The sequence below is a fragment of the Lentibacillus populi genome (genome assembly GCA_014642895.1).
Classification (GTDB): domain Bacteria; phylum Bacillota; class Bacilli; order Bacillales; family Amphibacillaceae; genus Lentibacillus_C; species Lentibacillus_C populi.
Map to the genome: position 1 here is coordinate 68,849 of BMJD01000008.1, position 21,558 is coordinate 90,406.

The 21,558-nt window shown below is 40.1% G+C and carries 24 protein-coding genes and 1 pseudogene; 3 read left to right on the forward strand and 22 right to left on the reverse strand.

What is annotated here, in order from left to right; genetic code table 11:
• Positions 1-195: 195 nt before the first annotated feature.
• Both IEX12_RS23335 and IEX12_RS23340 read right to left on the reverse strand, forming a co-directional pair.
• On the reverse strand, positions 196-369 hold the full coding sequence (locus IEX12_RS23335; protein ID WP_286170990.1) for a hypothetical protein: 174 nt from the start codon (positions 367-369) through the stop codon (positions 196-198).
• Between the two features lie 41 nt (positions 370-410).
• The gene (locus IEX12_RS23340; RefSeq protein WP_230856127.1) at positions 411-626 is read right to left on the reverse strand and encodes a hypothetical protein; all 216 of its coding nucleotides are present in this window, start codon (positions 624-626) and stop codon (positions 411-413) included.
• 198 nt (positions 627-824) lie between these two features.
• Here IEX12_RS23340 and IEX12_RS07455 point away from each other — a divergent pair, with 198 nt between their 5' ends.
• Positions 825-1,931: an N-acetylmuramoyl-L-alanine amidase family protein gene (locus IEX12_RS07455; RefSeq protein ID WP_088051499.1), complete on the forward strand. Its 1,107-nt coding sequence runs from the start codon at positions 825-827 to the stop codon at positions 1,929-1,931.
• Between the two features lie 68 nt (positions 1,932-1,999).
• Here the strand turns inward: IEX12_RS07455 and IEX12_RS07460 are convergent, their stop codons facing one another.
• The 9 genes from IEX12_RS07460 to IEX12_RS07500 form a co-directional block, all read right to left on the reverse strand.
• Positions 2,000-2,218: a hypothetical protein gene (locus tag IEX12_RS07460; RefSeq protein WP_088051500.1), complete on the reverse strand. Its 219-nt coding sequence runs from the start codon at positions 2,216-2,218 to the stop codon at positions 2,000-2,002.
• Positions 2,219-2,488: 270 nt separating this feature from the next.
• Positions 2,489-2,974: a DinB family protein gene (locus IEX12_RS07465; RefSeq protein WP_088051501.1), complete on the reverse strand. Its 486-nt coding sequence runs from the start codon at positions 2,972-2,974 to the stop codon at positions 2,489-2,491.
• A 196-nt stretch (positions 2,975-3,170) separates the two neighbouring features.
• Positions 3,171-3,764, reverse strand: a complete 594-nt coding sequence (locus IEX12_RS07470) for a GNAT family N-acetyltransferase (protein WP_088051502.1) — start codon at positions 3,762-3,764, stop codon at positions 3,171-3,173.
• A gap of 52 nt (positions 3,765-3,816) precedes the next feature.
• On the reverse strand, positions 3,817-4,293 hold the full coding sequence (locus IEX12_RS07475) for a GNAT family N-acetyltransferase (RefSeq protein WP_286171001.1): 477 nt from the start codon (positions 4,291-4,293) through the stop codon (positions 3,817-3,819).
• Positions 4,286-5,329, reverse strand: coding sequence for a MerR family transcriptional regulator (locus IEX12_RS07480; protein WP_188724865.1), 1,044 nt, complete (start codon positions 5,327-5,329; stop codon positions 4,286-4,288). The genes IEX12_RS07475 and IEX12_RS07480 overlap by 8 nt, the downstream gene beginning before the upstream one ends.
• A gap of 304 nt (positions 5,330-5,633) precedes the next feature.
• Entirely contained in the window at positions 5,634-6,107 is a 474-nt protein-coding gene (locus IEX12_RS07485; protein ID WP_088051505.1) for a thioesterase family protein, read from the reverse strand.
• Positions 6,108-6,120: 13 nt separating this feature from the next.
• Positions 6,121-7,095 carry a 3-hydroxyacyl-CoA dehydrogenase NAD-binding domain-containing protein gene (locus IEX12_RS07490; RefSeq protein ID WP_088051506.1) on the reverse strand — a complete coding sequence of 325 codons (975 nt, stop codon included), beginning with the start codon at positions 7,093-7,095 and terminating at the stop codon, positions 6,121-6,123.
• Position 7,096: 1 nt separating this feature from the next.
• Positions 7,097-7,990: a beta-keto acid cleavage family enzyme gene (locus tag IEX12_RS07495; protein ID WP_088051507.1), complete on the reverse strand. Its 894-nt coding sequence runs from the start codon at positions 7,988-7,990 to the stop codon at positions 7,097-7,099.
• A complete protein-coding gene (locus IEX12_RS07500; protein ID WP_088051508.1) occupies positions 7,980-8,540 on the reverse strand; it encodes a GbsR/MarR family transcriptional regulator in 561 nt (186 codons plus the stop codon). Before IEX12_RS07500 ends, IEX12_RS07495 begins: the two co-directional genes overlap by 11 nt.
• 252 nt (positions 8,541-8,792) lie before the next feature.
• On the opposite strand from IEX12_RS07500, the gene IEX12_RS07505 reads away from it, so the two are divergent.
• Together IEX12_RS07505 and IEX12_RS07510 are read left to right on the forward strand one after the other, a co-directional pair.
• On the forward strand, positions 8,793-10,433 hold the full coding sequence (locus IEX12_RS07505) for a BCCT family transporter (RefSeq protein ID WP_102416151.1): 1,641 nt from the start codon (positions 8,793-8,795) through the stop codon (positions 10,431-10,433).
• A gap of 34 nt (positions 10,434-10,467) precedes the next feature.
• On the forward strand, positions 10,468-11,889 hold the full coding sequence (locus IEX12_RS07510; RefSeq protein WP_088051510.1) for a Na+/H+ antiporter NhaC family protein: 1,422 nt from the start codon (positions 10,468-10,470) through the stop codon (positions 11,887-11,889).
• 55 nt (positions 11,890-11,944) lie between these two features.
• Here the strand turns inward: IEX12_RS07510 and IEX12_RS07515 are convergent, their stop codons facing one another.
• The 11 genes and pseudogenes from IEX12_RS07515 to rlmN all read right to left on the reverse strand — a co-directional run bounded on the left by IEX12_RS07515 (position 11,945) and on the right by rlmN (position 21,532).
• Positions 11,945-12,523 carry a hypothetical protein gene (locus IEX12_RS07515; RefSeq protein WP_088051511.1) on the reverse strand — a complete coding sequence of 193 codons (579 nt, stop codon included), beginning with the start codon at positions 12,521-12,523 and terminating at the stop codon, positions 11,945-11,947.
• 9 nt (positions 12,524-12,532) lie between these two features.
• Positions 12,533-13,705: a ParM/StbA family protein gene (locus tag IEX12_RS07520; protein ID WP_088051512.1), complete on the reverse strand. Its 1,173-nt coding sequence runs from the start codon at positions 13,703-13,705 to the stop codon at positions 12,533-12,535.
• Between the two features lie 361 nt (positions 13,706-14,066).
• On the reverse strand, positions 14,067-14,588 hold the full coding sequence (locus IEX12_RS07525; RefSeq protein ID WP_088051513.1) for a GNAT family N-acetyltransferase: 522 nt from the start codon (positions 14,586-14,588) through the stop codon (positions 14,067-14,069).
• A 278-nt stretch (positions 14,589-14,866) separates the two neighbouring features.
• The gene (locus tag IEX12_RS07530; RefSeq protein ID WP_188724866.1) at positions 14,867-16,921 is read right to left on the reverse strand and encodes a catalase; all 2,055 of its coding nucleotides are present in this window, start codon (positions 16,919-16,921) and stop codon (positions 14,867-14,869) included.
• Between the two features lie 432 nt (positions 16,922-17,353).
• Positions 17,354-17,647 (reverse strand): YrhK family protein, encoded by a 294-nt coding sequence (locus tag IEX12_RS07535; RefSeq protein WP_088051515.1) that lies wholly within the window; start codon positions 17,645-17,647, stop codon positions 17,354-17,356.
• A gap of 87 nt (positions 17,648-17,734) precedes the next feature.
• Complete coding sequence (locus tag IEX12_RS07540; protein WP_088051516.1) at positions 17,735-17,914, reverse strand: YjzC family protein; 180 nt, start codon at positions 17,912-17,914, stop codon at positions 17,735-17,737.
• A 44-nt stretch (positions 17,915-17,958) separates the two neighbouring features.
• The gene (locus IEX12_RS07545; RefSeq protein ID WP_088051517.1) at positions 17,959-18,255 is read right to left on the reverse strand and encodes a KGG domain-containing protein; all 297 of its coding nucleotides are present in this window, start codon (positions 18,253-18,255) and stop codon (positions 17,959-17,961) included.
• Positions 18,256-18,380: 125 nt separating this feature from the next.
• Positions 18,381-18,572: pseudogene (locus IEX12_RS07550) on the reverse strand (glucose starvation-inducible protein B); the annotation flags it as partial.
• 144 nt (positions 18,573-18,716) lie between these two features.
• Positions 18,717-18,872 (reverse strand): hypothetical protein, encoded by a 156-nt coding sequence (locus IEX12_RS07555; protein ID WP_155554812.1) that lies wholly within the window; start codon positions 18,870-18,872, stop codon positions 18,717-18,719.
• Positions 18,873-18,898: 26 nt separating this feature from the next.
• Positions 18,899-20,182 (reverse strand): hypothetical protein, encoded by a 1,284-nt coding sequence (locus IEX12_RS07560; RefSeq protein WP_230856094.1) that lies wholly within the window; start codon positions 20,180-20,182, stop codon positions 18,899-18,901.
• Positions 20,183-20,467: 285 nt separating this feature from the next.
• Complete coding sequence (gene rlmN, locus IEX12_RS07565) at positions 20,468-21,532, reverse strand: dual-specificity RNA methyltransferase RlmN (RefSeq protein WP_155554811.1); 1,065 nt, start codon at positions 21,530-21,532, stop codon at positions 20,468-20,470.
• Between the last annotated feature and the right edge of the window lie 26 nt (positions 21,533-21,558).

Here is a 21,558-nt window from a genome sequence, read left to right on the forward strand (position 1 = left end):
AGAAAAAAGAGTCTTCGTTCATATTTGGGAATTATTTCCATTTATAATCACCTTTTTTGTAAAGAAGGAGGAGGAACATCACATCCCTAAAACTATTGTAACAAGTCTGAAAAGTTTTAGCACCATTTATCTAATCGTTTAGAAAAGGTTCAACGGCAGTTTTTTCCACAGTACAATAATTATCTTAATGTAGATCTACATACCCCAATCCCGAATCCACATGTCCGGCAGCCTCCTCACAATCTGCTTTAATGCAACAAAGTATTGTCCCTGGTGAATACCTTCATGCTGAATCGCAGCACCTATTACTTCATCAACTGACAAAAATTCTGAACCCATCCTTATTTTTGCAATCGATACTGTTTCCATTGCTTTGGCCAGATCCTCCTTACTTCGAATTAACTCCCCTGCTAAATCTGATTCATAAGCTTGATATTGCCTGGGAAATGGATAACACCATTCTGTATTCCATCAGTATATACACCTCTTATTCGCACTAAATGCCTAAATAGTTTTCGTAATGTACCCAATTCATCGATAAGCTTTACATCCCACTTATCTTCCGGGATATCCAGTGCTAGCTGATTCGACATACCGGCGGCGTAAACAAAACCATTAGCATTCATCATTCCACCCCCATGTATAAAAAATTTCACCAACTCTATTCAATACTATTCGTTAACAATCTAGCAAATTCCTGCAAAATCGAATGTTCGTTCTCTAGTACATTTGGATGATTTTGGGTAAAATGGGTTTACTGCTTGATCATATAGGTTATTATTAATTACTAATCTATAAAAATTCATCAAGAAGGAGGACACATATTGAAGAACATTCGTTTTTTTACTTTTACATTAGGTACTAGTATCTTGCTATTTTTATTCTTGTTTATCCCTGTTGGTCATGCAGAAAGTGGACAAACATATGAAATTGGTGCATCATCATTAAATCTAAGGTCGAGTCCTTCACACAGCTCCGAAATTATTGGTCAGCTAGCGGAAGGTGAACAAATTGTTGCTTTCCAGGAGGCTTTTGGCTGGGTACAAACCTATTTTGATGGAGAGGAAGCTTGGGTAGCTTCACAATTTTTAGTCCCGGTTGATAAGGAAAGCCAAACACAGGCTACTGCCTCATCCGAAATGATAACCGTAACCTCAACAGATGTCCGGGTTCGTACAGGCCCAGGGACAGAATACAGTGTAATTGGTTATACAACAAAAGACGATACATACACGTTACTGGAAACTACCAATAACTGGCATAAGGTAGCACTTGATAATGGAAAAACTGGATGGATTGCAGCCTGGTTGACGAATCCGGTATCATCCCAGGCTGCACCACAAACAGAAACGAACAATTCAGCAGTTGCTGCCGAAGAAACAACCAATGGCTCTTTGGCAGGTTACAATATCGCCATTGACCCAGGGCATGGCGGAAAAGACCCTGGTTCCACTGCTTTTGACGGGTCTTTAGAAAAAGATTACACGTTATCAATTGCATCAACAATTGCCAAAAAGCTGCAAAATGCCGGTGCAACCGTTATTCAAACAAGAACAAGTGATTACTTCGTTTCATTGAAAGACCGGGTTAATCTTAGTGAAAGCCATAATACAAATGCTTTTATCAGCCTTCACTACAATGCCTATCCTATTATGACGGTAAACGGATTTAGCACACATTTTTATTCCAACGGCAACGATCGGATACTGGCACAGGACATTCAAGCAGCTTTAGCAAAATATCTGCCTCTTAAAAGTCGCGGAGTAATGAGAGGCGACTACCATGTCCTACGGGAAAATAGTGATCTGGCTGTGTTAGTAGAGTTAGGCTTTTTAACGAATCCAAACGATTTAGCCGCTATTCAAACAGCTGATTACAAAAACGCAGTCGCTGATGGGATTGTAGAGGGATTAATGGATTATTTTCATTAATTGTAAAAAAGCTGTCCATGAGTGGGCAGCTTTTTTGGTTGTCTTTCATCAAGTTTTCCGGCTCACTTTCATAAAGGTTCCCTTCGGATATTAATGATAAAATTTTCGTTTGACGTATGATATACCATCTCTCCGGGGTTTACACTAAAAAAGGCTTGATTAGCGTCTTCTTTTGCGACCGCTCTTATTGGTGCAACCTCATCAACAATTTTGGGGTTACCTTCTTCATGATAAACCAAGATGGGGACTAATATTAATAAATCCGAATAAGACTTCAAACTTGTCATTGCATAAGGCGCCTCTCCCTATCCATTTCATCGTACTGCGTTTTTATTGTTGGTTTGAAATAAGGTTTGATCAAAAAGCACCTCATAGCGCTCTGTTTTACAGTAATTAAGAAGAATCCATTTTGAAAAAAGTTTGATCAAAATGGATTCAACAACGGCAAATTTCAGTTTGTGTTTATAAAAAAGTTTGATCATTTTCTACGTATGTTGTTCCGCATTCAGCATTCGCGCCTTGATAATGAAACAAAAAATGTCAGTTGTCTTACTATCTCATTTAATGTTAGTTTTCCAGCCTTTTTGTAGTTGTTTTCGGATGTAAACAATTTGTCCAATATGGTAAGCGTTATGCGTGGAGATATTTCCTAATATCCCCCACCACTTTGCAGTCTCTGGGAAACCATTTACTTCACTTTCTACCTTTTCTTCAGTTAATAGATTTTGCCACTGGAGCAGAACCTCTAGGAGGCACTCTTTTAAGTCAGCAAATCTTTTATTTTCCAAGACAATAAAGCTTTTATTATTATCTATTGGTGCAACAGCATTCACATGTGATTTTTCGTACCTCTTTTGCCATGTCTCATTCCAATAAAGTAGATGTTGCACAATTTCAGCGATACTGTTACTATCATCATTGGGTTTCCAAAATGCTTCTTCCTCTGACAAGTTTGCTACTGATTCCGAAAACGGAACGTAAAAGCTAGGGTCGTTCGCATTTGCTAACAACTGATCGGTTAAAACATCTTTAGCATGGGACATATCAGTTACACTCCCTTTTAATTATATATTTTCTATTTCGACGCTCTTCTGAATTCCCCTGCTTTATCCCGATCGCTGAATTTATGGAATCTAGAGTATCAGCATAATTTTATCAAACCTTATTATAAATTATCGATCTTTATTTCAAATTATCAATCTATATTATAAATTATCAAACTTTATTTAAAAGCAACATTTATTTATCCAGCCTTTTCTCAAAACAATTACAGTCATGAACCCGGCTAAATTTCCCTTTCACCATTTCTTTCTCTTTTCCAGTATAATGGGCAAATGCCTGTACCGGATATAGGCCTGGAACATTACTCGTCAATATTCCGTCTACTTCCTCTCCACCAACAAATACATGCAGGTAGGAGTCCACGTGCTGAAAGTCATTTTTTTCATACCAAGTGTTTACCCAGACATCATCACGTGTCCAAGCCTCCAGATGATTTAAGCCCTTTTCTCTCGCTATTTTCTGAGCTTCTGCTAAAAGCATGTTGCCAATTCCTTTTCGCTGATAGTCCGGGTGTACGGCGATATGCCAGATCATCCCGCCAAGCCCTGTCCCTCGTGAACAAACGGTACCTTCTTTTTGCTCGTATTCAATATCGATTAATCCAATGATTTTGCCATGCTCCACTGCTACAAGTTCAATGGATGGGTTTTCGTATGTCTCCTTTTCTGTTAATACATTATCAAAATAGGCGGTATCAAGAAATGACAGAATTCTACAACGTACCCATCCCTGTTCATCATTGGAGGTATATTCTCTGATCTCCATTGTTATCCCCTTTTGTGTTTTTGATTTATATAACTAATCACAATAGTGAAGCTCAATACTATATCCTCCTACCAAAAACAAACTGTTCTCCCTTCCTCCCCATTACTCGACTACTACGATCGATAAATCCGCTCTTTTTATATACCATTTGCGCGTTTATATTGTTATGATTGACAGCAAGAATAATTTCATCTTTTCCCGGGAAATATTTTTTGACGAAAGCTGGCAGCAACCGCAACGATTGTGTTGCAATACCCCTTCCCTGATAGCGGCTGTCAACCGAATAGGCTCTTAGTAAAATAGCTTTTCGATTATCGCTATAACGCTGCACACCATTCCACCCATGCAATACGAAAAATCCAACCGGAAGACGCTGCGATAGAATAACTACAGGATACATCTCCCCATCATGACCGCATTTTTCGATTGCGTCTATTGGATGTGCAGTATAATTTAAATGGTCCTTTAGCAAGCTATAACGCGCTAAATCTGCTTCATATTTTTGATTATAAAAATCTAAACTAATATCATTCACTATCAATTTTATTCTCCTTATCTTTCACAGCATAAACCATACTTAAAATATTGTTGAATTGATAGGTTTCCACACAATAATTGTTCATCTGAAACCAATCGAGCAGCTTTGATCGATCCGCATAAAACTCATCTTCTATAGCCCCTATTGCCTCGCTGTTTTCCGTCAAATGAAAAGCGTTTATTACCTGCTCACGATGCTGTTTATTTAAAAACATCAAATCAATAATACATAGCTGCCCATTATCTTTCATCACACGATCCATTTCCGCTAATGCTAGCAGCTTTTCCTCATCCGGGATGTGATGCAGGGCGTAGCTTGTAACTACTCCATCCACCTGATTGTCCAATAATGGGAGTGCGAGAAAATGCCCTTTGCGTGTTTCTATTTCCGGATATTTCTCACTGCACTTTTTCAGCATCTCCTCCGATTGGTCAACGCCAATAACGTGGACACCATGTTGCAGAAAACGCGATCCCAGATTTCCTGTGCCAATCCCAATATCTAAACAGCTTCCCCCATGTTTTAGTTGAACAGTTTTGGCTGCTTTTGCCAATGCACGCTCGTAATCCTGATGAACGTTAAACCGATAACCGTGCATCTTGATGTTTTGATCATAATCAGCTGCCTGATGATCAAAGTTCCATTTATCATTCCAACCTTTTCGGATACTTTTCATGGCTTTTAAATGTTGGGATAACGCATAAATGTTTCCATCATCTGTTTCCAGCATGTTATCAATGGTCTCTATCATATCCTTCATCTCAATCCATTTCTCAAACAAGGCTGAACGCTGCACATTTAAATATTGCAGCATGCTCATATCAGGATTTTCTAAAATTTTTCGAATATCTTTAACAGGTACGCCAATTTCTCTTAATGCCAAAATCGTACTCAGCCGCATTACATCATGTTCCGTGAATGAACGATAATCGTTTTCCGTAGCTTTTACCGGTGAAATCAAGCCCTTTTCTTCATAAAAACGAATTGTTCTTGGTGTTGTATTCAGTCTTTTTGCAACCTCTTTAATCTGCATGTCAGCAACTCCCTTCCCTTATACTATAAACGTTAACGTTACGGAAAGGTAAAGGGTTTTTTGAACCAAAATTATTAAACTAGATGCAAATTGCAAAAAGTGAGGTTTTACGTCAGGAGGTAACAGCTTGCGGAATTGAATGATACACGAAGGAAATTCTGTTTAACATTATTACATAAATATCATATTTTTACAGTTTAAATAATTTCTCAAACAACTTATCTATTTCAGGCCCTGCCCGATCGATTTGTGTACGACTCTACCCTAAAAGAGACGCTGCCACGAGGCAGCGTCTCCATAATTGTTATTTCTTCCGCCGTATTCCAATTACACGCCCGGCTTCCTTTGGCTTTTCTTTAGGTGTATACGAATCTGCCAGCTCCTTCACTTTAGCAAAAACTTCATCCGGAAATGGTGCTGGTCTTCCTGATGTTTGATCCATTCCCATCAGCATTTGTTCGCTTGTTGCAGCACGTTTTCCGCCCTCTCCGTACAGTTCAAAAAAGACATGGGCGCGTTTTGCATCATAATCAAGCATTTGCAACTGAACTTCAAACGGTTCGTCCAGTTTCATTTCTGCCAAATAACAGACATGACTTTCGAGTGTGAACATCGTGTAGTTTTGCTCTTCACGAAATATATCCTCAATACCAATTAATTTCATGAAACGATCAACACCCCAGCTGAACGCTCGGACATACTCCGCATCGTTCATATGCCCATTATAATCAATCCATTCTTTTCGAACGTGATCCTCAATAATTACTTTCCCTGTCATCCCAATAGCTCCTTTAAAGTTTACCGTTCAAATTTGCGGCAGGCCAGTATTTTTCCAGTAGCTCCTGCAATTCAATTAAAAATTGATCACGTCGCTTTTCCAGATCTTCCATACGAACACCTTCCGTTTGTGCTTCGCAGCCGGTAATGACTTTCTCCGCAAGTTCGTCTGTTAATTCCGGTGCTACAAGCTTTGTCCACGGAAGTTTTAACGCAGGGCCAAATTGTTCAAGCAGGTGTTTCATTCCTGCTTTCCCGCCACCCATATGCAGTGTCAGGAATGGTCCCATCAAAGCCCAGCGCAATCCTGGACCATATACAATCGAAGCATCAACTTCTTCTGTTGTTGCCACACCATCGTTGATAATGTGCAGTGCTTCACGCCAAATTGCTTCCATCAGGCGGTCGGCAATATGTCCTTCAATTTCTTGGCGGACGATCAGTGGCTTCATTCGGCAGGCCGTGTAAAATTCCTCCGCCTTTTTAACAAACGAATTATCTGTAGCCTTTCCTCCGACTAATTCAACTAACGGCATTAAGTAAACCGGGTTAAATGGATGGGCTACAATAACACGTTCAGGGTAAGCCGTACAGTCAGCCTGTAGTGTGCTTGGTAAGATCCCTGAGGTACTGGAGGCGATGACCGCATATTCCGGTGCATATTGATCTATATCGGCAATTACTTTACGCTTCAGCGGCTCACGTTCCGGGACATTTTCTTGAACAAAATCTGCCTGATGTAAGGCTGTCCGAAGATCCTTTTCAAAATGTAAATTGTCCTGCGATGCCTTAGGGGCCAATCCGTACTTTTCCAGCGCCGGCCATGCATGTGCTACCGCTTCCCGCATCCGCATTTCCGCCGACTCATCAGGATCAGTTGCGGTAACGTGATATCCGTTAGCGAGGAAACGAGTAATCCAACCATTGCCGATTACCCCGGTGCCGACGACTGTAATATTTTTTATTGCTGTTGAATCTTGTGCTGTCATATTATTCCTTCTTTCCGTTTGGGTCCTTTAAGTTTAAAAACGCTCGTGCATCTGTCGGTGACATGACGTCTGCACCTAAGCTTTGGATAATACCAACAGCTTTATCGACAAGCTGTTCATTCGTTGCTAATGTACCCTTCTTCAAATAAAGGTTATCTTCTAATCCGACACGGACATTTCCGCCTTGCAAAACAGACTCCGCTACCATTGGCATTTGCATACGGCCAATACCGAATGCGGCCCAAGTGGCATTTTCAGGAACTCTGCTTTTCATATAGGCAAGCGTTTCAGCATCAGCTTCAGCACCCCATGGGATCCCTAAGCAAAATTGAAACATTGGGTCACCATCGATAAGACCTTCCTTTACTAGCTGGTTGGCAAACCGGATATGTCCGGTGTCAAAACATTCCAACTCAGGCTTTACACCTGCCGCTTGAATCAATTTAGCCTGTTCCCGCAGCCAATTGGCAGGACTTATATACACCTGACCCCCAAAATTGACGCTGCCGCAATCCAATGTACAAATCTCTGGAAATAATAGTCCAACCGGTTCATGGCGTTCTTCAGGTGTCTGCATATCTGTTCCGTCCCCGCCCTTAGTCGGATCAGCTTCACTCGGTATCCAGTCACCACCGCCACCTGCTGTAATATTAATAATAACATCGGTATCGGCTTCACGAATGCGCTCTACAGTTTCTTTAAACAGATTTACGTCGTGGCTCAATTTACCTGTTTTCGGATCACGCACATGTAGATGAGCTATTGTTGCACCTGCCTTTGCAGCCTTGATAGCTGAATCGGCAATTTCTTTCGGTGTTACCGGTACGTATGGGCTTTTTTCGGTTGTTTCCCCTGCACCAGTAATGGCACAGGATAGAATAACGTTATTGTTCATGAAGATTTCCTCCTTGATTATTCTTTGGTACATGGTTGAATATTTCGCCGCTTTCGAAAAACGCGGTTAATCGACGAATCCAGTCATAATAATCCATCCATTCACGTATTTCGGCTAAAATTTCGTTTACTTCCTGTTCCTCTTCCTCTGTTAAATCACGCTTATCCTGCAAATACATGAGTTTTGTCTGCAGCTTCTTTTCAAAATGTTTACTCTTATTTATCGCTTTATGCCATGTAGCGGTAAATAAGGATACAAACGTTTGATAGTAATCCTGTTCGACTTGATATAAATCTTTCCTTACCCCTTTTCGGAAAACCCGTTCTGCAATATTCAAATCAATCATTTCACGGACAACCTGACTCATGCGAGTTTTACTCATACCGGTTTCAGCGGACAGTTCATCAAGCGTCATTGGGGCACGCTGCATATAGATAATCCCTAAAACCCGGCCAACACTTGTAGAAACACCGAATGAATTCATATTATCAGCAATTTTATCAATAAACTGCGTCTTAACATCCATTATCTTATCCTGATGATTATCCATAACCCAGACACCCTTTCCTAATGGCAATGTAACATAAGAAAAGTATTTTCCAAAACCCCACATTGAGCAGTATTTTTGAGCAATACCAAGTAAATCAAAGCAAATCTATTGTAAACTTCATAAATAAAAAACTTCACAAACTTTATAAATGACCTTTTATAGTACACGGCTCATTCTTTACCTATTTCCCATTATCATTGTATAACTTAAGCAGATCAAGAAAAGCTATCTAATAAAAGGGGGAAATCTTATATGAAAGCAAAATTAATTGACTGGCCTACTTTTATAGGAGCATTACTATTAATTCTTCTTGTATCCATTCCACTTGTGCTTTTCCCAGAAGAGGGTGGTAAGGTCGTCAATGCTGCCAATGAATTTATGACCGGCAACTTTGGTATTTTATATTTGCTGGTTGGCCTAGCCGCTTTTGCCTTCCTTATATTCGTAGCCTTCAGTAAAAATGGCCATGTTAAGCTTGGAAGCGAAGAGGCAAAAAAGGAATTTGGCACTTTTTCCTGGGCTGCCATGTTATTTGCCGCCGGAATCGGTTCCAGCATACTTTATTGGGGTATGATCGAGTGGGCTTATTATTATCAAGGTCCGCCTTTTGGCATTACTCCCGGATCAAAAGACGCAATTGAATGGGCTTCCTCTTACGGAATGTTTCATTGGGGGCCAATTGCCTGGGCTATCTACACATTACCAGCATTGCCAATCGCTTATTTTTATTATGTGCGAAAAAAGCCGGTACTTAAAATTAGTGAATCGGTCAGACCGGTTCTCGGACGCTATGTAGATGGTCCACTCGGCGTTGTGATCGATGTACTTTTTATGTTCGGATTAATGGGTGGTGCCGGTACAACACTTGCGCTTGGTGCTCCCATGATAGCAGAAGGTGTCCATGATTTAACAGGCGTCCCCATAACGATGGGGTTAAAAGCCGCAATCATCTTTCTCTGTACCATCATCTTTGCTATAAGTGCCTATTCCGGTCTAAACAGAGGAATAAAAGTGTTAAGCGATGTCAATTTGTGGCTGGCCATCTTTATATTGGTGTTTATTTTCCTCTTCGGTCCGACCTTATTTATTAGTGAAACAACCTTTACGAGCATTGGAATGATTGTCGATAATTTTTTCCATATGGCAACATGGCTGGAGCCGTTCGGCAATCTGGCAGGTTTTACGGAGACAGGTTTCCCAGAGTCATGGACCATTTTTTATTGGGCATGGTGGGTGGTTTATGCACCGTTTGTTGGACTGTTTGTTGCCCGAATATCGCGAGGTAGGACGATCAGGGAGATGGTTCTTGGAACGATGATCTATGGAACGTTAGGTTGTATCCTTTTCTTCGGTATTATGGGAAATCTCGGCCTTTATTTACAATTAACCGGGAACTTTGATGTCATCGGTTTTATGAATGAGTATGGTGCCCCTGCAGCCATTATTCAAATTTTGCATCAGCTGCCGATGCCAAACATTATCGTCGCATTGTTCACCATCCTGGCGATTATCTTTTTGGCAACTACTTTCGATTCATCTTCTTATATTCTTGCAGCTGTTGTGCAAAAGGAAGTACAGTCGGAACCATTACGCTGGAACCGGCTATTTTGGGCTTTTACCTTATGCTTGCTTCCACTCGTATTAATGCTTGTCGGAGGATTAAAAACACTGCAGACAGCGAGTATCGTGGCCGGATTTCCAGTCATTTTTATCATGTTCCTGCTTGCTTGGTCATTCATGAAGGCATCAAACAGCGACATCCAAGAGTCACGCGATTACGAGGAACCGACCATTCATATCAACAGGCGAGAGATTTTGGAACGGATCCGCAAGCGTAATAAAAAACGCTCGGCATTGGAGGCGCTACAGGATAAAAATCTTGATAAAGAATAGTTCGGTAAGATAAAAACAGGAGGAGGGTAGCCGTATGGAACATGCATGGCTATCATTATTACCTTTTCTAATCGTAATTGCAATGTCGATTTGGTTAAAGGAAATTTTGCCTGGTCTTGTACTGGGCATTGTTGTCGGCGCATATTTTGTTGAAGCAAATCTGCTTGGTGGAACGCAGCAATCCGTAAATTATGTCGTAACCACGCTAACCGACGAATCCAATATTAAAATTATTGCCTTTTTGTATTTATTTGGCGGTTTGGTTGGCATGATGAGAATCTCCGGAGGAATAAAAGGTTTTTCCAAATGGGTTGGCGAGAAAATTCATTCGGAGCGGGGACTAATAGGCCTAATTTGGCTAACCCTTCCTTTCACCTTTATGATGCCAATGTTTCGTACAATGATGATCGGCCCTGTAATTAAATCGATTTTAGAAAAAATGAAACTGTCCAAGTCAAAAATCGGGTTTGTTTTGGATGTTTCCACGGAATCCGTTATTGTGCTTTTACCAGTGGCAACAGCCTTTGTTGGTTTCATGATTTCATTAGTTGCTGGCGGCATTCAAAAACATGATTTATCTTTGTCCCCCTATCACATTTTCCTGCAAAGTATCCCGTTCAACTTTTTTGCAATTGTGATGCTCGTCATCGGATTAATCGGCATATTTTGGTCCCCCTCCAGAAAGAAAATGGAGGAGAAAAAGGACACGATAACGGAGGACTCTGGACATGATTTTCACGGGATTGGCTTGAAAAAGGAATTATCCATGGTTAAAGCACAGCCCTGGAATTTGATTATACCTCTATTCTTATTGCTCGGTTTAACGTTATTTCTGTTATGGCAAGATGGTACAGCAAAAGGGGCCAAAACCATGTTCAAGGCCTTTTCTATGGCTGACGCTACATTTGTGATGCTCTTAGCGGTCTTTATAACACTTGTTTTAACATTCATTTTTTACATGCTCCGCAGATTAGCACTAGACGAGATTCTTTATCACTTTATTGCTGGAGGAAATCAGCTTATGCAAGCCATCATTCTGCTTATCCTTGTTTGGTCATTATCGTTGGTTGCCGAGGATCTTGGTTTTTCCTATTTTATCAGTTCGACATTAGGCTCGTTTTTACCAGCATTTACGGTTCCGGCAATTTTATTTCTAGTTGGAGCGGTTGTTGCCTATTTCATTGGGTCATCTTGGGGTACATGGGGGTTGTTTATGCCGCTCGGATTTTCCTTGGCCACCGCAACGGGTGCGTCCATCCCTTTAACGGTTGGTGCTGTCTTTGCGAGCGGGGCATTTGGGGCGTTCACCTCACCGCTTGGTGATACAACAATCACAACTGCATCCATTCTTGAGTTACCGCTTGTTGATTATGCCCAGTATAAATTAAAAATGGCCGCAGTTGGAGCTGGGATAGCATGTGCAGGTTATCTTGTGGTTGGGTTGTTTTTTGTTTAACTCTGTACTAACCTTTTAAAAATTCAGGAGCTCTATAAACAGAGCTCCTTGATTGTCATCTATTCATTCGGGAAAAGAAGTCACCGAGCGGATTATCCTCCTCTTCGTCCTCTTTTTCCTCGGATTGTTCGAGAATTGTATGATCGAGGCTATCCATCGTCAAATCACCAAGGTCGTCTTCGTCAAGCTCCATTTGCGGATCAGCTGTTTTACCCACCTCAGGCTCGGAAGCTTCCGAAATGGTAGCCGCGGTCATTTCTTCCTGCAGATATAACGCCTCATCAATATTCGGACTGTTACTGTTCAATGCAGCAAGTATCGATGTTGCTCGCATCGGGTCATTTAATAATTGATACAAAATGCTGCCGATGAGCGCCTCGGAATGTTCGTGCTTGAGCCAGCTTTTTTGCTCTTTTGTTAGCTGTTTAGGGAGCGGGATTGTGATGGTTTCCCGTTCCTTTGCAATTGTTTCATTAACCCCTTTTAACACAAATTGCGCAATCCTGCTGGAAAAATTCCTGCGTTCCGTTTCCTTTAGTCTTTGTAATTGTTTTAATAGATAATCAGGTGTATCAGAAGGGACTCGAAAGGTAATCGATTGTCCCCGTTCTATGCTTTTTTTCGTATCACCCATCATATCACCCTATTTTTCTTTCGTCGCTGCCGCTTCTTCCTTCGCTTTCTGGTTTTCCCTATTGACATAGTCCATAATTAATTTGTAATAAGCATTTGCCATCATCCAGATACTCTCATTTTCATCTTCAAAAAACTCAATATTAAAGCCATCGAGCTTATTGTTTAATGCTTTCAGGTAATCCTTTAATACTGCAGATCCACCGCCGACAAAATAACAAATCTCGGATTGCGAGTTTTTCGCCCAGACATTTCTTAAGAAACGATATTCCTTTTTCGCCAGCTCCAAAAGGATATGATCGGTAATATCATGTACATTCGTTCTGCTACCCTTGACCATAATGTGGTGCCGATCATTCTTTCTCGTAATAATATCCACAACATCACGACGGCTGTCCAATTCAATGCCATGCTTTTTCCTGATTTCTTCACGGATTGCTTCCAATGACTCCGCAACGCCAAGGTTGAATCCTTGCGCTTTATCATCATCTACGTTGCGATTTCGGATAACAGCGACATCTGTCGATAGCCCACCAATATCTTGAATAAGTATCTGTTTATCAATCAGTTCTTTATTAATCACCTTTAAATCATTATCCATGATCAGATTTACGTAGGCCGCAAAACCTTCTGGATATACTTTTACCTCATCAAATTTAATATTTACCTTCTTCCCTTGATAGCGTGGTGTCACTAGAAACTCCACTTGATGGACAGATCCTAATAATTGTGAACGGTAGCCGACATCTTTCCCTTCTTTTACCTCGCGAAGTGGCAAACCGGTTCCTAATGTATAGGTGGCATCCACTACACTATCCTTCGATTCTTTAAAGGTACCGCTCTCCACTGCGTCAAGTGCGATTGCTGCAAATAGCATTACCAATGTCTGATCCTCTTCCGATTTGCTGCTGCCCGGGTCGAGTTCTGTTGAGTTATCTGTTTTTGTTGCCAGATTTCCTACACGGTATACGACATTATTTTCTTCAAGTGCAGGGGAGTGTACGCGAATATGTAGATTATCAACCGGATCCTTTTCATCCAATTCTTCGATCCCGATAACAGGGCGATCTTCCATGTCCTGTGCAACAACATTTGGAATATATAGCTCATTCTCCAGTTTTCCGAAATTGGCCTTCAATGCATCATTTCCAACATCAACTGCCGCAATTCTCGTTTTTGTCATTTGATTCCCTCCAATATGAAAATGACTTACTCTTACTAGATTAATAGATTTGATAAAAATAATCAATAAGACTTTTAGCTTGTTTTCTTTTTCGTCTACATGTATACAAACATGCACACGTTGATAAAACAACTTTTACACAGAATTGTATACATGCACACGCATTTGCAAACATAAAGAAAACATTTTGTGTACATGCATACAATATTGTGTGCAATATAATTAAATGACAATTCCGGTTACGTGAATTTTTTAAATTCAGCCAAAATAATAATAGAAATCAGTATATACCCACTTTTTGAATAATACTACCGAAATTGTACTCACCAGAAACGAATGAGGTGTAAAGGAGGTAAGATGCTTACATATTTATCCAAAACCGATTAATGACATTGCCAGCTTTATCCGTATAATTTGCAGCTTGTTTCCCGCCATTATTTACTATTGTCTTCCTTGATGCGGTATTCGTTTCATTACAAACAACTAACACCTCATTGATTCCAAGACGCTTTGCTTCCTCTAATGCTAGTGCTAAAAGTCTGGTGGCGTACCCTTTTCGCCGTTCGGACGGGCGTATTCCATACCCTATATGTCCACCTTCATTTCTTAATTTTTCCGTTAATGCATGCCTAATATTTACCGCCCCGATGAGATTATCGTCTTTCACAAGCCAGTAAGTAGAATCAGGAACCCAGCCGTCTGGAAGTCCGATTCCTAATGCAGCTTCTAATAACGATTGAACCATGGCAGCAAAGTCAGTCGGATCCTTTTCAATTACCCAAGGGATCATCGTTTCACCACTTTTAACCCACTCATCATGGAAATCCAAATAAGCCGCTTTAAAATCAACTGTCGGCTGAATCAATCGTACGCCATTAGTCATCAGAATCACTCCATTTTACTAAATTTTAATCAGTTTACCAGCCTTTATAACAAAAATAAAGCCCTCCCCCCGCTACGGGGAAGACTTTTATTCAACAACAATTATTACTTTTTTCTACATCGTTCGTCAACCATCTGCAGGACATCATGGATACTCATCAACCGGAACCCCTCCTTTTTTAGAATCTACCTTTAGTATAAGAAGGGGAGCAACGTTTCTTAACGGCCAACAGCACGATTTTCATTCATGCTTAAGCCTGAAATTTTGCGAAGCGTCTATCACCGTTCATCCACTTCCCGATCCCAATGTCGATGCGCTGCAACCGCAGCAACAAAACGAGCAGTAAAACTACGCATATCCTCATCAACCACAATACCAGGACTATCTGTCATCCCAAATTCCTTCATCCACTGCTTACCTTCCTGAGAAGCAGCAATAGGCTTAAAGTGGGAGAAGGCTTCACGAACAAAGTATTCTGCATTATGTTTAAATTTTTTACCAGAATTGATTCCACCTGCCAAATAAGCTGCATCAAACAGGACTGAATCACCAGTTAAAAAGGTTTCATCTGCATTTATTTCTGTATTGTCCGTTCCTTTAACTATCCCCAGTTTTTCACTAACAACTACTGGATGAGCACCATTTTCTTTCAAAGCAGCCAATACTGCCTGAACAAACGTACCATCAAATCCGTCTGCTAGTAATACAGCAATCTTTCTTGTATCCGGTTTTTTCGTCATATTTTCCTGGCTTAAAGCTTTCGATGTTTTCGTTATAACGGAACCACCACTTTCAGGTGGTACTACGCCAATATTTTCAGCTACGTTTTGTGCCAGCTCCAAATTTACATTTGCAAACATATCAACAACCTGCTGCTGAACAGATTTACTTTTTACCATCCCTAATTCAAAGCTAAACGCATCCTTGATATGCTCCTTTTCCACATTACTCATGCTGTGACAGAACAAAACCGCCTGGGAAAAGTGGTCTTTAAAACTGTCACTTCGGGCTCTTACTTTATTTCCATCCACTTTCTCCTGATAATGGGCAAAGCCACCCTCTTGTTCATTTGCTGGTTTTGGTGTATTCTTTGCTAACGAATTGTTGTGATAGCTTACCTGCCCATAATTGATGGTTTGCCTGCCATACCCGTCACGCTGGTTATTATGGAAAGGACACACAGGGCGATTGATCGGCAGTTCATGAAAATTTGGACCGCCAAGTCTGATTAACTGTGTATCCGTATAGGAAAATAACCGTCCCTGTAGCAGTGGATCATTTGTAAAATCAATTCCAGGGACAACATTTCCTGGATGAAAGGCGACTTGCTCTGTTTCGGCAAACACATTATCAACATTGCGATTAAGTGTCATTTTACCAATAATTTTTACTGGGACATCCTCCTCCGGCCATAGCTTCGTAGGATCCAAAATATCAAAATCAAATTTAAACTCGTCTGCTTCCTCTATTATCTGTACACCTAATTCAAATTCCGGATAATCACCATTTTCAATCGACTCGTATAAATCAGTACGATGAAAGTCCGGATTCTTGCCATTCAGTTTTTGTGCCTCATCCCAAACAACAGAATGAGCACCAAGCGTTGGCTTCCAATGGAATTTGACAAAATACGCGTTGCCCGTTTCATTCACAAATCGGAATGTATGCACACCAAACCCTTCCATCATACGAAAATTTCTTGGGATAGCACGATCCGACATTGCCCACATAATCATGTGTGCTGACTCCTGATTGTTGGCAACAAAATCCCAAAATGTGTCGTGAGCTGTAGCCGCCTGTGGAATTTCATTATGGGGTTCCGGCTTTACTGCATGTATTAGATCAGGAAATTTTATCGCATCTTGAATAAAGAATACTGGCATATTATTACCTACAAGATCGTAATTCCCTTCTTCCGTATAAAACTTCGTCGCGAAACCGCGTACGTCACGAGCAAGTTCTCCGGAGCCGCGCGAACCGGCCACCGTAGAAAAACGCACAAATACAGGGGTTGTCACGCCCGGTTCCTGTAAAAATTTCGCCTTCGTATACTGCTTCATCGATTCGTAAAGCTTAAACTCCCCATGAGCAGCATAACCACGTGCATGGACAACTCGTTCTGGGATTCGCTCATGGTCAAAATGAGTCATCTTTTCCCGAAAATGAAAGTCCTCCATCAGCGTTGGCCCTCGCTCTCCTGCTTTAAGCGAAAACTCATCCCCCGACACCTTTAAACCCTGATTCGTCGTCATTTTCTTATCTGTATCATCCACACGGAACTGATCGAGCTGCTTTTGCTTACTATTACCGTTAACTCTATCTTCGTTACTCATCTAAGGTACCTCCTTAAAGTTATCGTATACTTGTCCCCTTCCCGGTCAACAGAATGAACAAACTAGTAAAGTAACAGCCATTCTACAAACAATGCAAAAAAATTCACCCAAGTTTTCATTATCCATTATTAAAGGCATGACTTTATCCTTAAAAGGATGCCCCTTTCAAAATGTATTACCTAATTAAGTTAATACTTACCAAACGTTCTTCTTAATTTACTTATCTTTAAAGCTTCTCTATAAGATATTGTACAGCAGAAAATATTCCTTCATCTGCTGCTACCTTAATTGATCATAAGCGGGGTATATAATTGGAAACACTTCATGTAGGCCATCTAATATAATTGTTGTTAAGTGATGAACAAAAATTGTAATAACAATCGTTTAGCTCCAGGCGGAATTAAACATAGTCATAAACATTCAAAGGAGAGGTTACGTATCATTTTCATCATTATTATAAATCCATGTTCTTCGGATAATTTTTATCGTAGGTCGAACTATTAGAGAGAGGCTCCCAATTAAATAAAATCCATTTCCATAAACAGACGGGGTGCCAATTAAATTTAAAATACTTCCGGTTAAAAAAGATATGCCAACAAGGATATCACCCATTAATTGAATGGTTGCGTATTTTTCCATGAAGTATAGCTTAAATTTCCTGCAATTTACCTCAATATCATGTCGATCCCCTTGCTCTTTTGTTTCTATTTTAAATTTTAAAGGCACGATCTCCCTCCTCAGTTTTGTTGTCTCCTTTAAAATACAATGGATACCCACTTGCACAAGCTCATGCAAGAGGGTACCCGAAATCTTTTATGCCTTTACCCAATAGGCTGCTTCATTACTTGAAGGTGAGGGAGGAAACTGTTCCCCTTTCTCCATATCAATTTTTGTATTATCGTCGATTGAAGATCCACTATTGACTAAACTATCAACTTTAAACTTACCACTTTCCGGTGCTGTTTCACCTGTTTTGTATTTGTTATCTGCCATATTACCACCTCCAAATTTTTTTGTTAAAGCTCCTTTACTTGCAATTAAGAATTATTGTTGTTATTATTTTGCTGTTGGCGGCCACGTTTTTTTCCGCCTTTTTGACCTATTTCTTCGTAGAATTCTTGATCATGGTTTCGTGAAGTAGTTTTGCCACCCTTTTGGCCTATTTCTTCGTAGAACTCTTGATCATGATTCTGCGAAGTTGTTTCGCCACCTTTTTGACCTATTTCTTGGTAGAATTCACGATCGTGATTCCGTGCTGTTTTATTTCCACCTTTTTGTCCTGCTTCTTCTACCGTCATCTTATTGTTGTTATTTTCTTTATTGTTCTTAGCCATCCTTAACAGCTCCTTTTTAAAGTAGTTTATTAGCTTACTTCGACACACTTTCCTTCCCGTATGGTTATATGACCTGTGATCCAATTCTTCCCTTTTTATGAACTGCTGTTATTACTTTTCCGTTGCCGGGCGCGTTTTTTTCCGCCCTTTTCACCGATTTCTTGAAAGAATTCCTGATCATGGTTTCTGGAGGTTGTTTTACCACCCTTCTGACCAATTTCCTCAAAGAATTCCTGATCGTGGTTTCGTGCGGTCTGGTTACCGCCTTTTTTACCAGCTTGTTCGCGTGACATCTTGCCATTACTGTTCTTGGCCATCTTTCACAGCTCCTTTCCCTTATTATTGGCGTTTTGTCATCGCCTATTATTTTCATTCCACGTATACTTTCCCTTAAACGTAAAAAAACAACTTTTTCGGAAAAATAATGTAATGATTTTAATACAGGCCTGTCTGAAGCCTTTCTATTTTGGATACTTTTTATCTAATTTGGCAAATACCTTTTCTGCTGCTATCATCTTTTGCTCTTTTTCTTCAACTTCTAATTCGAATTCTCGGCGGTCTTCTACCGGCAGATGAAAATATTTCTTTTTTCTGGATTTCTTCTTTTTTACAGCCATAACCATCTCCCTCTTTTTTCTGGCCCTTAAAATCGGGTGTTTATTTGTGGATCTATATAATTCTTTCGTTTCATCCAGATAAAACCATCTCCTTTTGTAATAATCGCTACATCAATTGGAAGACCGACAGATTGAGTTGCTCTTGTTACCTTTCGTTTGAACGAAGTAAGATTGATCAGTGCCTCTGCCATTTCGGCAAGTTCTTCCTTTGGCAATGACCTTACAATCCCCAATAAAGGATCAATATAATTGTTTTGCTGATATTCTTCTAAAGCATCCTCAATAGATTCATATATTTTATTACCCAGATTTTGCAGCGCTTTAACCTGTTCATCTGTAAAATGAATATTTATATTGTTTTGGATTTGCTTATGATAGTTAGTTAACACCTGGTCAATAATTCCAAAAATCGCATCCTTCATGTCCGGCTCGATTCCGCCAATAAACGATTGTACCATCTCCTTTTGGGCAAATGCCGTAATAGAGGCGGTACCGTTATCTTTGTTTGTTGTATAACTGATCTTTTTTTCTTTTAATTTTTTGTATTTTAGCTGGCCGAAGACAAAACCTTCTAGGCGGTAATTTAATAAATGCGGAAAAATCTCATTTTCGCCATATCCAGCGATTACCAGGCCTGTACTTCCTGAACTGAAATAATCATTTGCAGTTGCTTCAAAAGCCAACACATGCAGTTTCTCTACCAATTGATCAGGAATTTCATACGTAATTAATTCATCTTTTATTTCTCTAACTTCCGAACCAAACGTCGCTTTGAACGTTTCATATTTCATCTTTAGAAATGTCTTTTGGTCTCTATAGTTTTCAATATTTCTATCAACACATTTTGTAAGCCAATCCGTCACTTTTTGCTGCATTACTCCTTCTTCTTTATCTTTTTCCATCATTTCCTCTACTTCCTTGACAATCCGCTTTAAACAGTCGGAAAACGTCCGATAGACGATTATTCTTTCTGTATCCTCATTTGTAAAGCTACCATCATGGCGTAAAAACTCAAGGAAGTCCTCCATATAATAAGTTAAGTCGGCAAATTTTTTATTACCTAAATAATCCCTATAGGACTTTATAATAACTTCCCACGGAACCTCCATAAAGGACGCCGCGCCGTATACCATGATGCCAATGGGATGCTCTCTTGATAGAGAGAACAGTTTATGTGCCGAATTATAAACCTTTTGTACCCCATCCCTTCCGCTCGTAATCGCACTATCTGCCGCAAGGGACATACCGAGTTTATTCATAATCACCACTTCTGCCGTCACGAAATCCCGCCTTTCTCTGATAGTTTTCATGTTTCCCTTTCCGAACCACATAAAACCTTTATACCCTTTTGCAAACCTGAAATATAGGTCTTGAGGATTTCAATTGCAAGAAAAGAGCTTCAGGGGTTCTTTACCCAGAGGAAAATGGTTAGATTAACAAAAAAAGAACCATGGCTTAATCGTCATAATTCTAATACAATGTTTTCAATCCAAATCTAAACCACTGATAACAGCTACCAACTCACTTTAGATAAACTTAAATTTTAATTCATAACAAAAAACGTATCTAGTTGAATAGATACGTTTCTTGTTATTTTACCCGACATTCTTCTTAATCTGCTTACTCCGCAGCTGTCCGCATGCTGCATCAATATCAGCACCATTCTCCCAGCGTACCCCACAGTTAATACCGTGCTTCTTTAATGTTTCAAAAAATGTTTGAATTGTCTCAGGTTCACTGCGCTGATATTGATTATGCTCGTCTACGGGGTTATATGGAATCAAATTCACATATGTTAGATGACGCTTATCGCCAAGCAATTTTGCTAGCTGCTCCGCTTCTTCCTTATGATCATTCACATCCCGCAACATAATATATTCGTATGTTATGCGGCGATTCACCTTCTCCAAATAATAATCCACAGCTTTCATTAGCTTTTCGATTGGAAATGCTTTATTAATCTTCATGATCCGCGTACGTAATTCATTGTTTGGTGCGTGCAAGGAAATGGCCAGATTCACTTGCAAGCCCGTATCCGCAAATTCATAAATTTTATGGGCCAACCCACTAGTAGACACGGTTATGTGTCTGGCTCCAATGCAAAGACCCTTATCATCATTTACTACACGTAAAAAGTCGATTAAATTATTAAAGTTATCGAATGGTTCGCCAATACCCATTACAACAATATGGCTGACACGTTCTTCATTGCCAGCTTCGTCTAAGTGTTTTTGCACATTCATGATTTGTTCTACGATCTCACCACTTGTCAGATCACGACTTTTCCTTAACAGACCACTTGCACAAAATGTACAGCCAATATTGCACCCTACTTGAGTCGTCACACAGACAGACAAACCATAGTTAAAGCGCATTAAGACCGTCTCAATCAAATTTCCATCCTGTAATTTAAACAGGAATTTTTTCGTTCCGTCAGCGGATTCCTGTCTGATTTCTTCCTCTAACGTATGAAGAACAAAATTTTCTTCCAATAAAGCAATGCAATCCTTGTTCACATTCTTCATCTCGGAAAATCTTGTCACACGCTTCTTATATAACCAGTTCCACACCTGTTGTGCGCGGAATTTCCGTTGTCCTTTTTCCACCAGCCAGTCTGTCAGCTGCTCAAACGTTAATCCGTATATGGATGTTTTATTCATTGTGTACCCTCATTTCAATCTTGCAT

Bases quoted from the DNA above. Each gene is read 5' to 3' on its own strand.
- IEX12_RS23335 (WP_286170990.1), bottom strand. From the start codon at position 369: ATGGAAACAGTATCGATTGCAAAAATAAGGATGGGTTCAGAATTTTTG.
- IEX12_RS23340 (WP_230856127.1), bottom strand. From the start codon at position 626: ATGAATGCTAATGGTTTTGTTTACGCCGCCGGTATGTCGAATCAGCTA.
- IEX12_RS07460 (WP_088051500.1), bottom strand. From the start codon at position 2,218: ATGACAAGTTTGAAGTCTTATTCGGATTTATTAATATTAGTCCCCATC.
- IEX12_RS07465 (WP_088051501.1), bottom strand. From the start codon at position 2,974: ATGTCCCATGCTAAAGATGTTTTAACCGATCAGTTGTTAGCAAATGCG.
- IEX12_RS07480 (WP_188724865.1), bottom strand. From the start codon at position 5,329: ATGCAGATTAAAGAGGTTGCAAAAAGACTGAATACAACACCAAGAACA.
- IEX12_RS07485 (WP_088051505.1), bottom strand. From the start codon at position 6,107: ATGACAGGGAAAGTAATTATTGAGGATCACGTTCGAAAAGAATGGATT.
- IEX12_RS07490 (WP_088051506.1), bottom strand. From the start codon at position 7,095: ATGACAGCACAAGATTCAACAGCAATAAAAAATATTACAGTCGTCGGC.
- IEX12_RS07495 (WP_088051507.1), bottom strand. From the start codon at position 7,990: ATGAACAATAACGTTATTCTATCCTGTGCCATTACTGGTGCAGGGGAA.
- IEX12_RS07500 (WP_088051508.1), bottom strand. From the start codon at position 8,540: ATGGATAATCATCAGGATAAGATAATGGATGTTAAGACGCAGTTTATT.
- IEX12_RS07505 (WP_102416151.1), top strand. From the start codon at position 8,793: ATGAAAGCAAAATTAATTGACTGGCCTACTTTTATAGGAGCATTACTA.
- IEX12_RS07510 (WP_088051510.1), top strand. From the start codon at position 10,468: ATGGAACATGCATGGCTATCATTATTACCTTTTCTAATCGTAATTGCA.
- IEX12_RS07515 (WP_088051511.1), bottom strand. From the start codon at position 12,523: ATGGGTGATACGAAAAAAAGCATAGAACGGGGACAATCGATTACCTTT.
- IEX12_RS07520 (WP_088051512.1), bottom strand. From the start codon at position 13,705: ATGACAAAAACGAGAATTGCGGCAGTTGATGTTGGAAATGATGCATTG.
- IEX12_RS07525 (WP_088051513.1), bottom strand. From the start codon at position 14,588: ATGACTAATGGCGTACGATTGATTCAGCCGACAGTTGATTTTAAAGCG.
- IEX12_RS07530 (WP_188724866.1), bottom strand. From the start codon at position 16,921: ATGAGTAACGAAGATAGAGTTAACGGTAATAGTAAGCAAAAGCAGCTC.
- IEX12_RS07540 (WP_088051516.1), bottom strand. From the start codon at position 17,914: ATGGCAGATAACAAATACAAAACAGGTGAAACAGCACCGGAAAGTGGT.
- IEX12_RS07545 (WP_088051517.1), bottom strand. From the start codon at position 18,255: ATGGCTAAGAACAATAAAGAAAATAACAACAATAAGATGACGGTAGAA.
- IEX12_RS07555 (WP_155554812.1), bottom strand. From the start codon at position 18,872: ATGGCTGTAAAAAAGAAGAAATCCAGAAAAAAGAAATATTTTCATCTG.
- IEX12_RS07560 (WP_230856094.1), bottom strand. From the start codon at position 20,182: ATGAAAACTATCAGAGAAAGGCGGGATTTCGTGACGGCAGAAGTGGTG.
- rlmN (WP_155554811.1), bottom strand. From the start codon at position 21,532: ATGAATAAAACATCCATATACGGATTAACGTTTGAGCAGCTGACAGAC.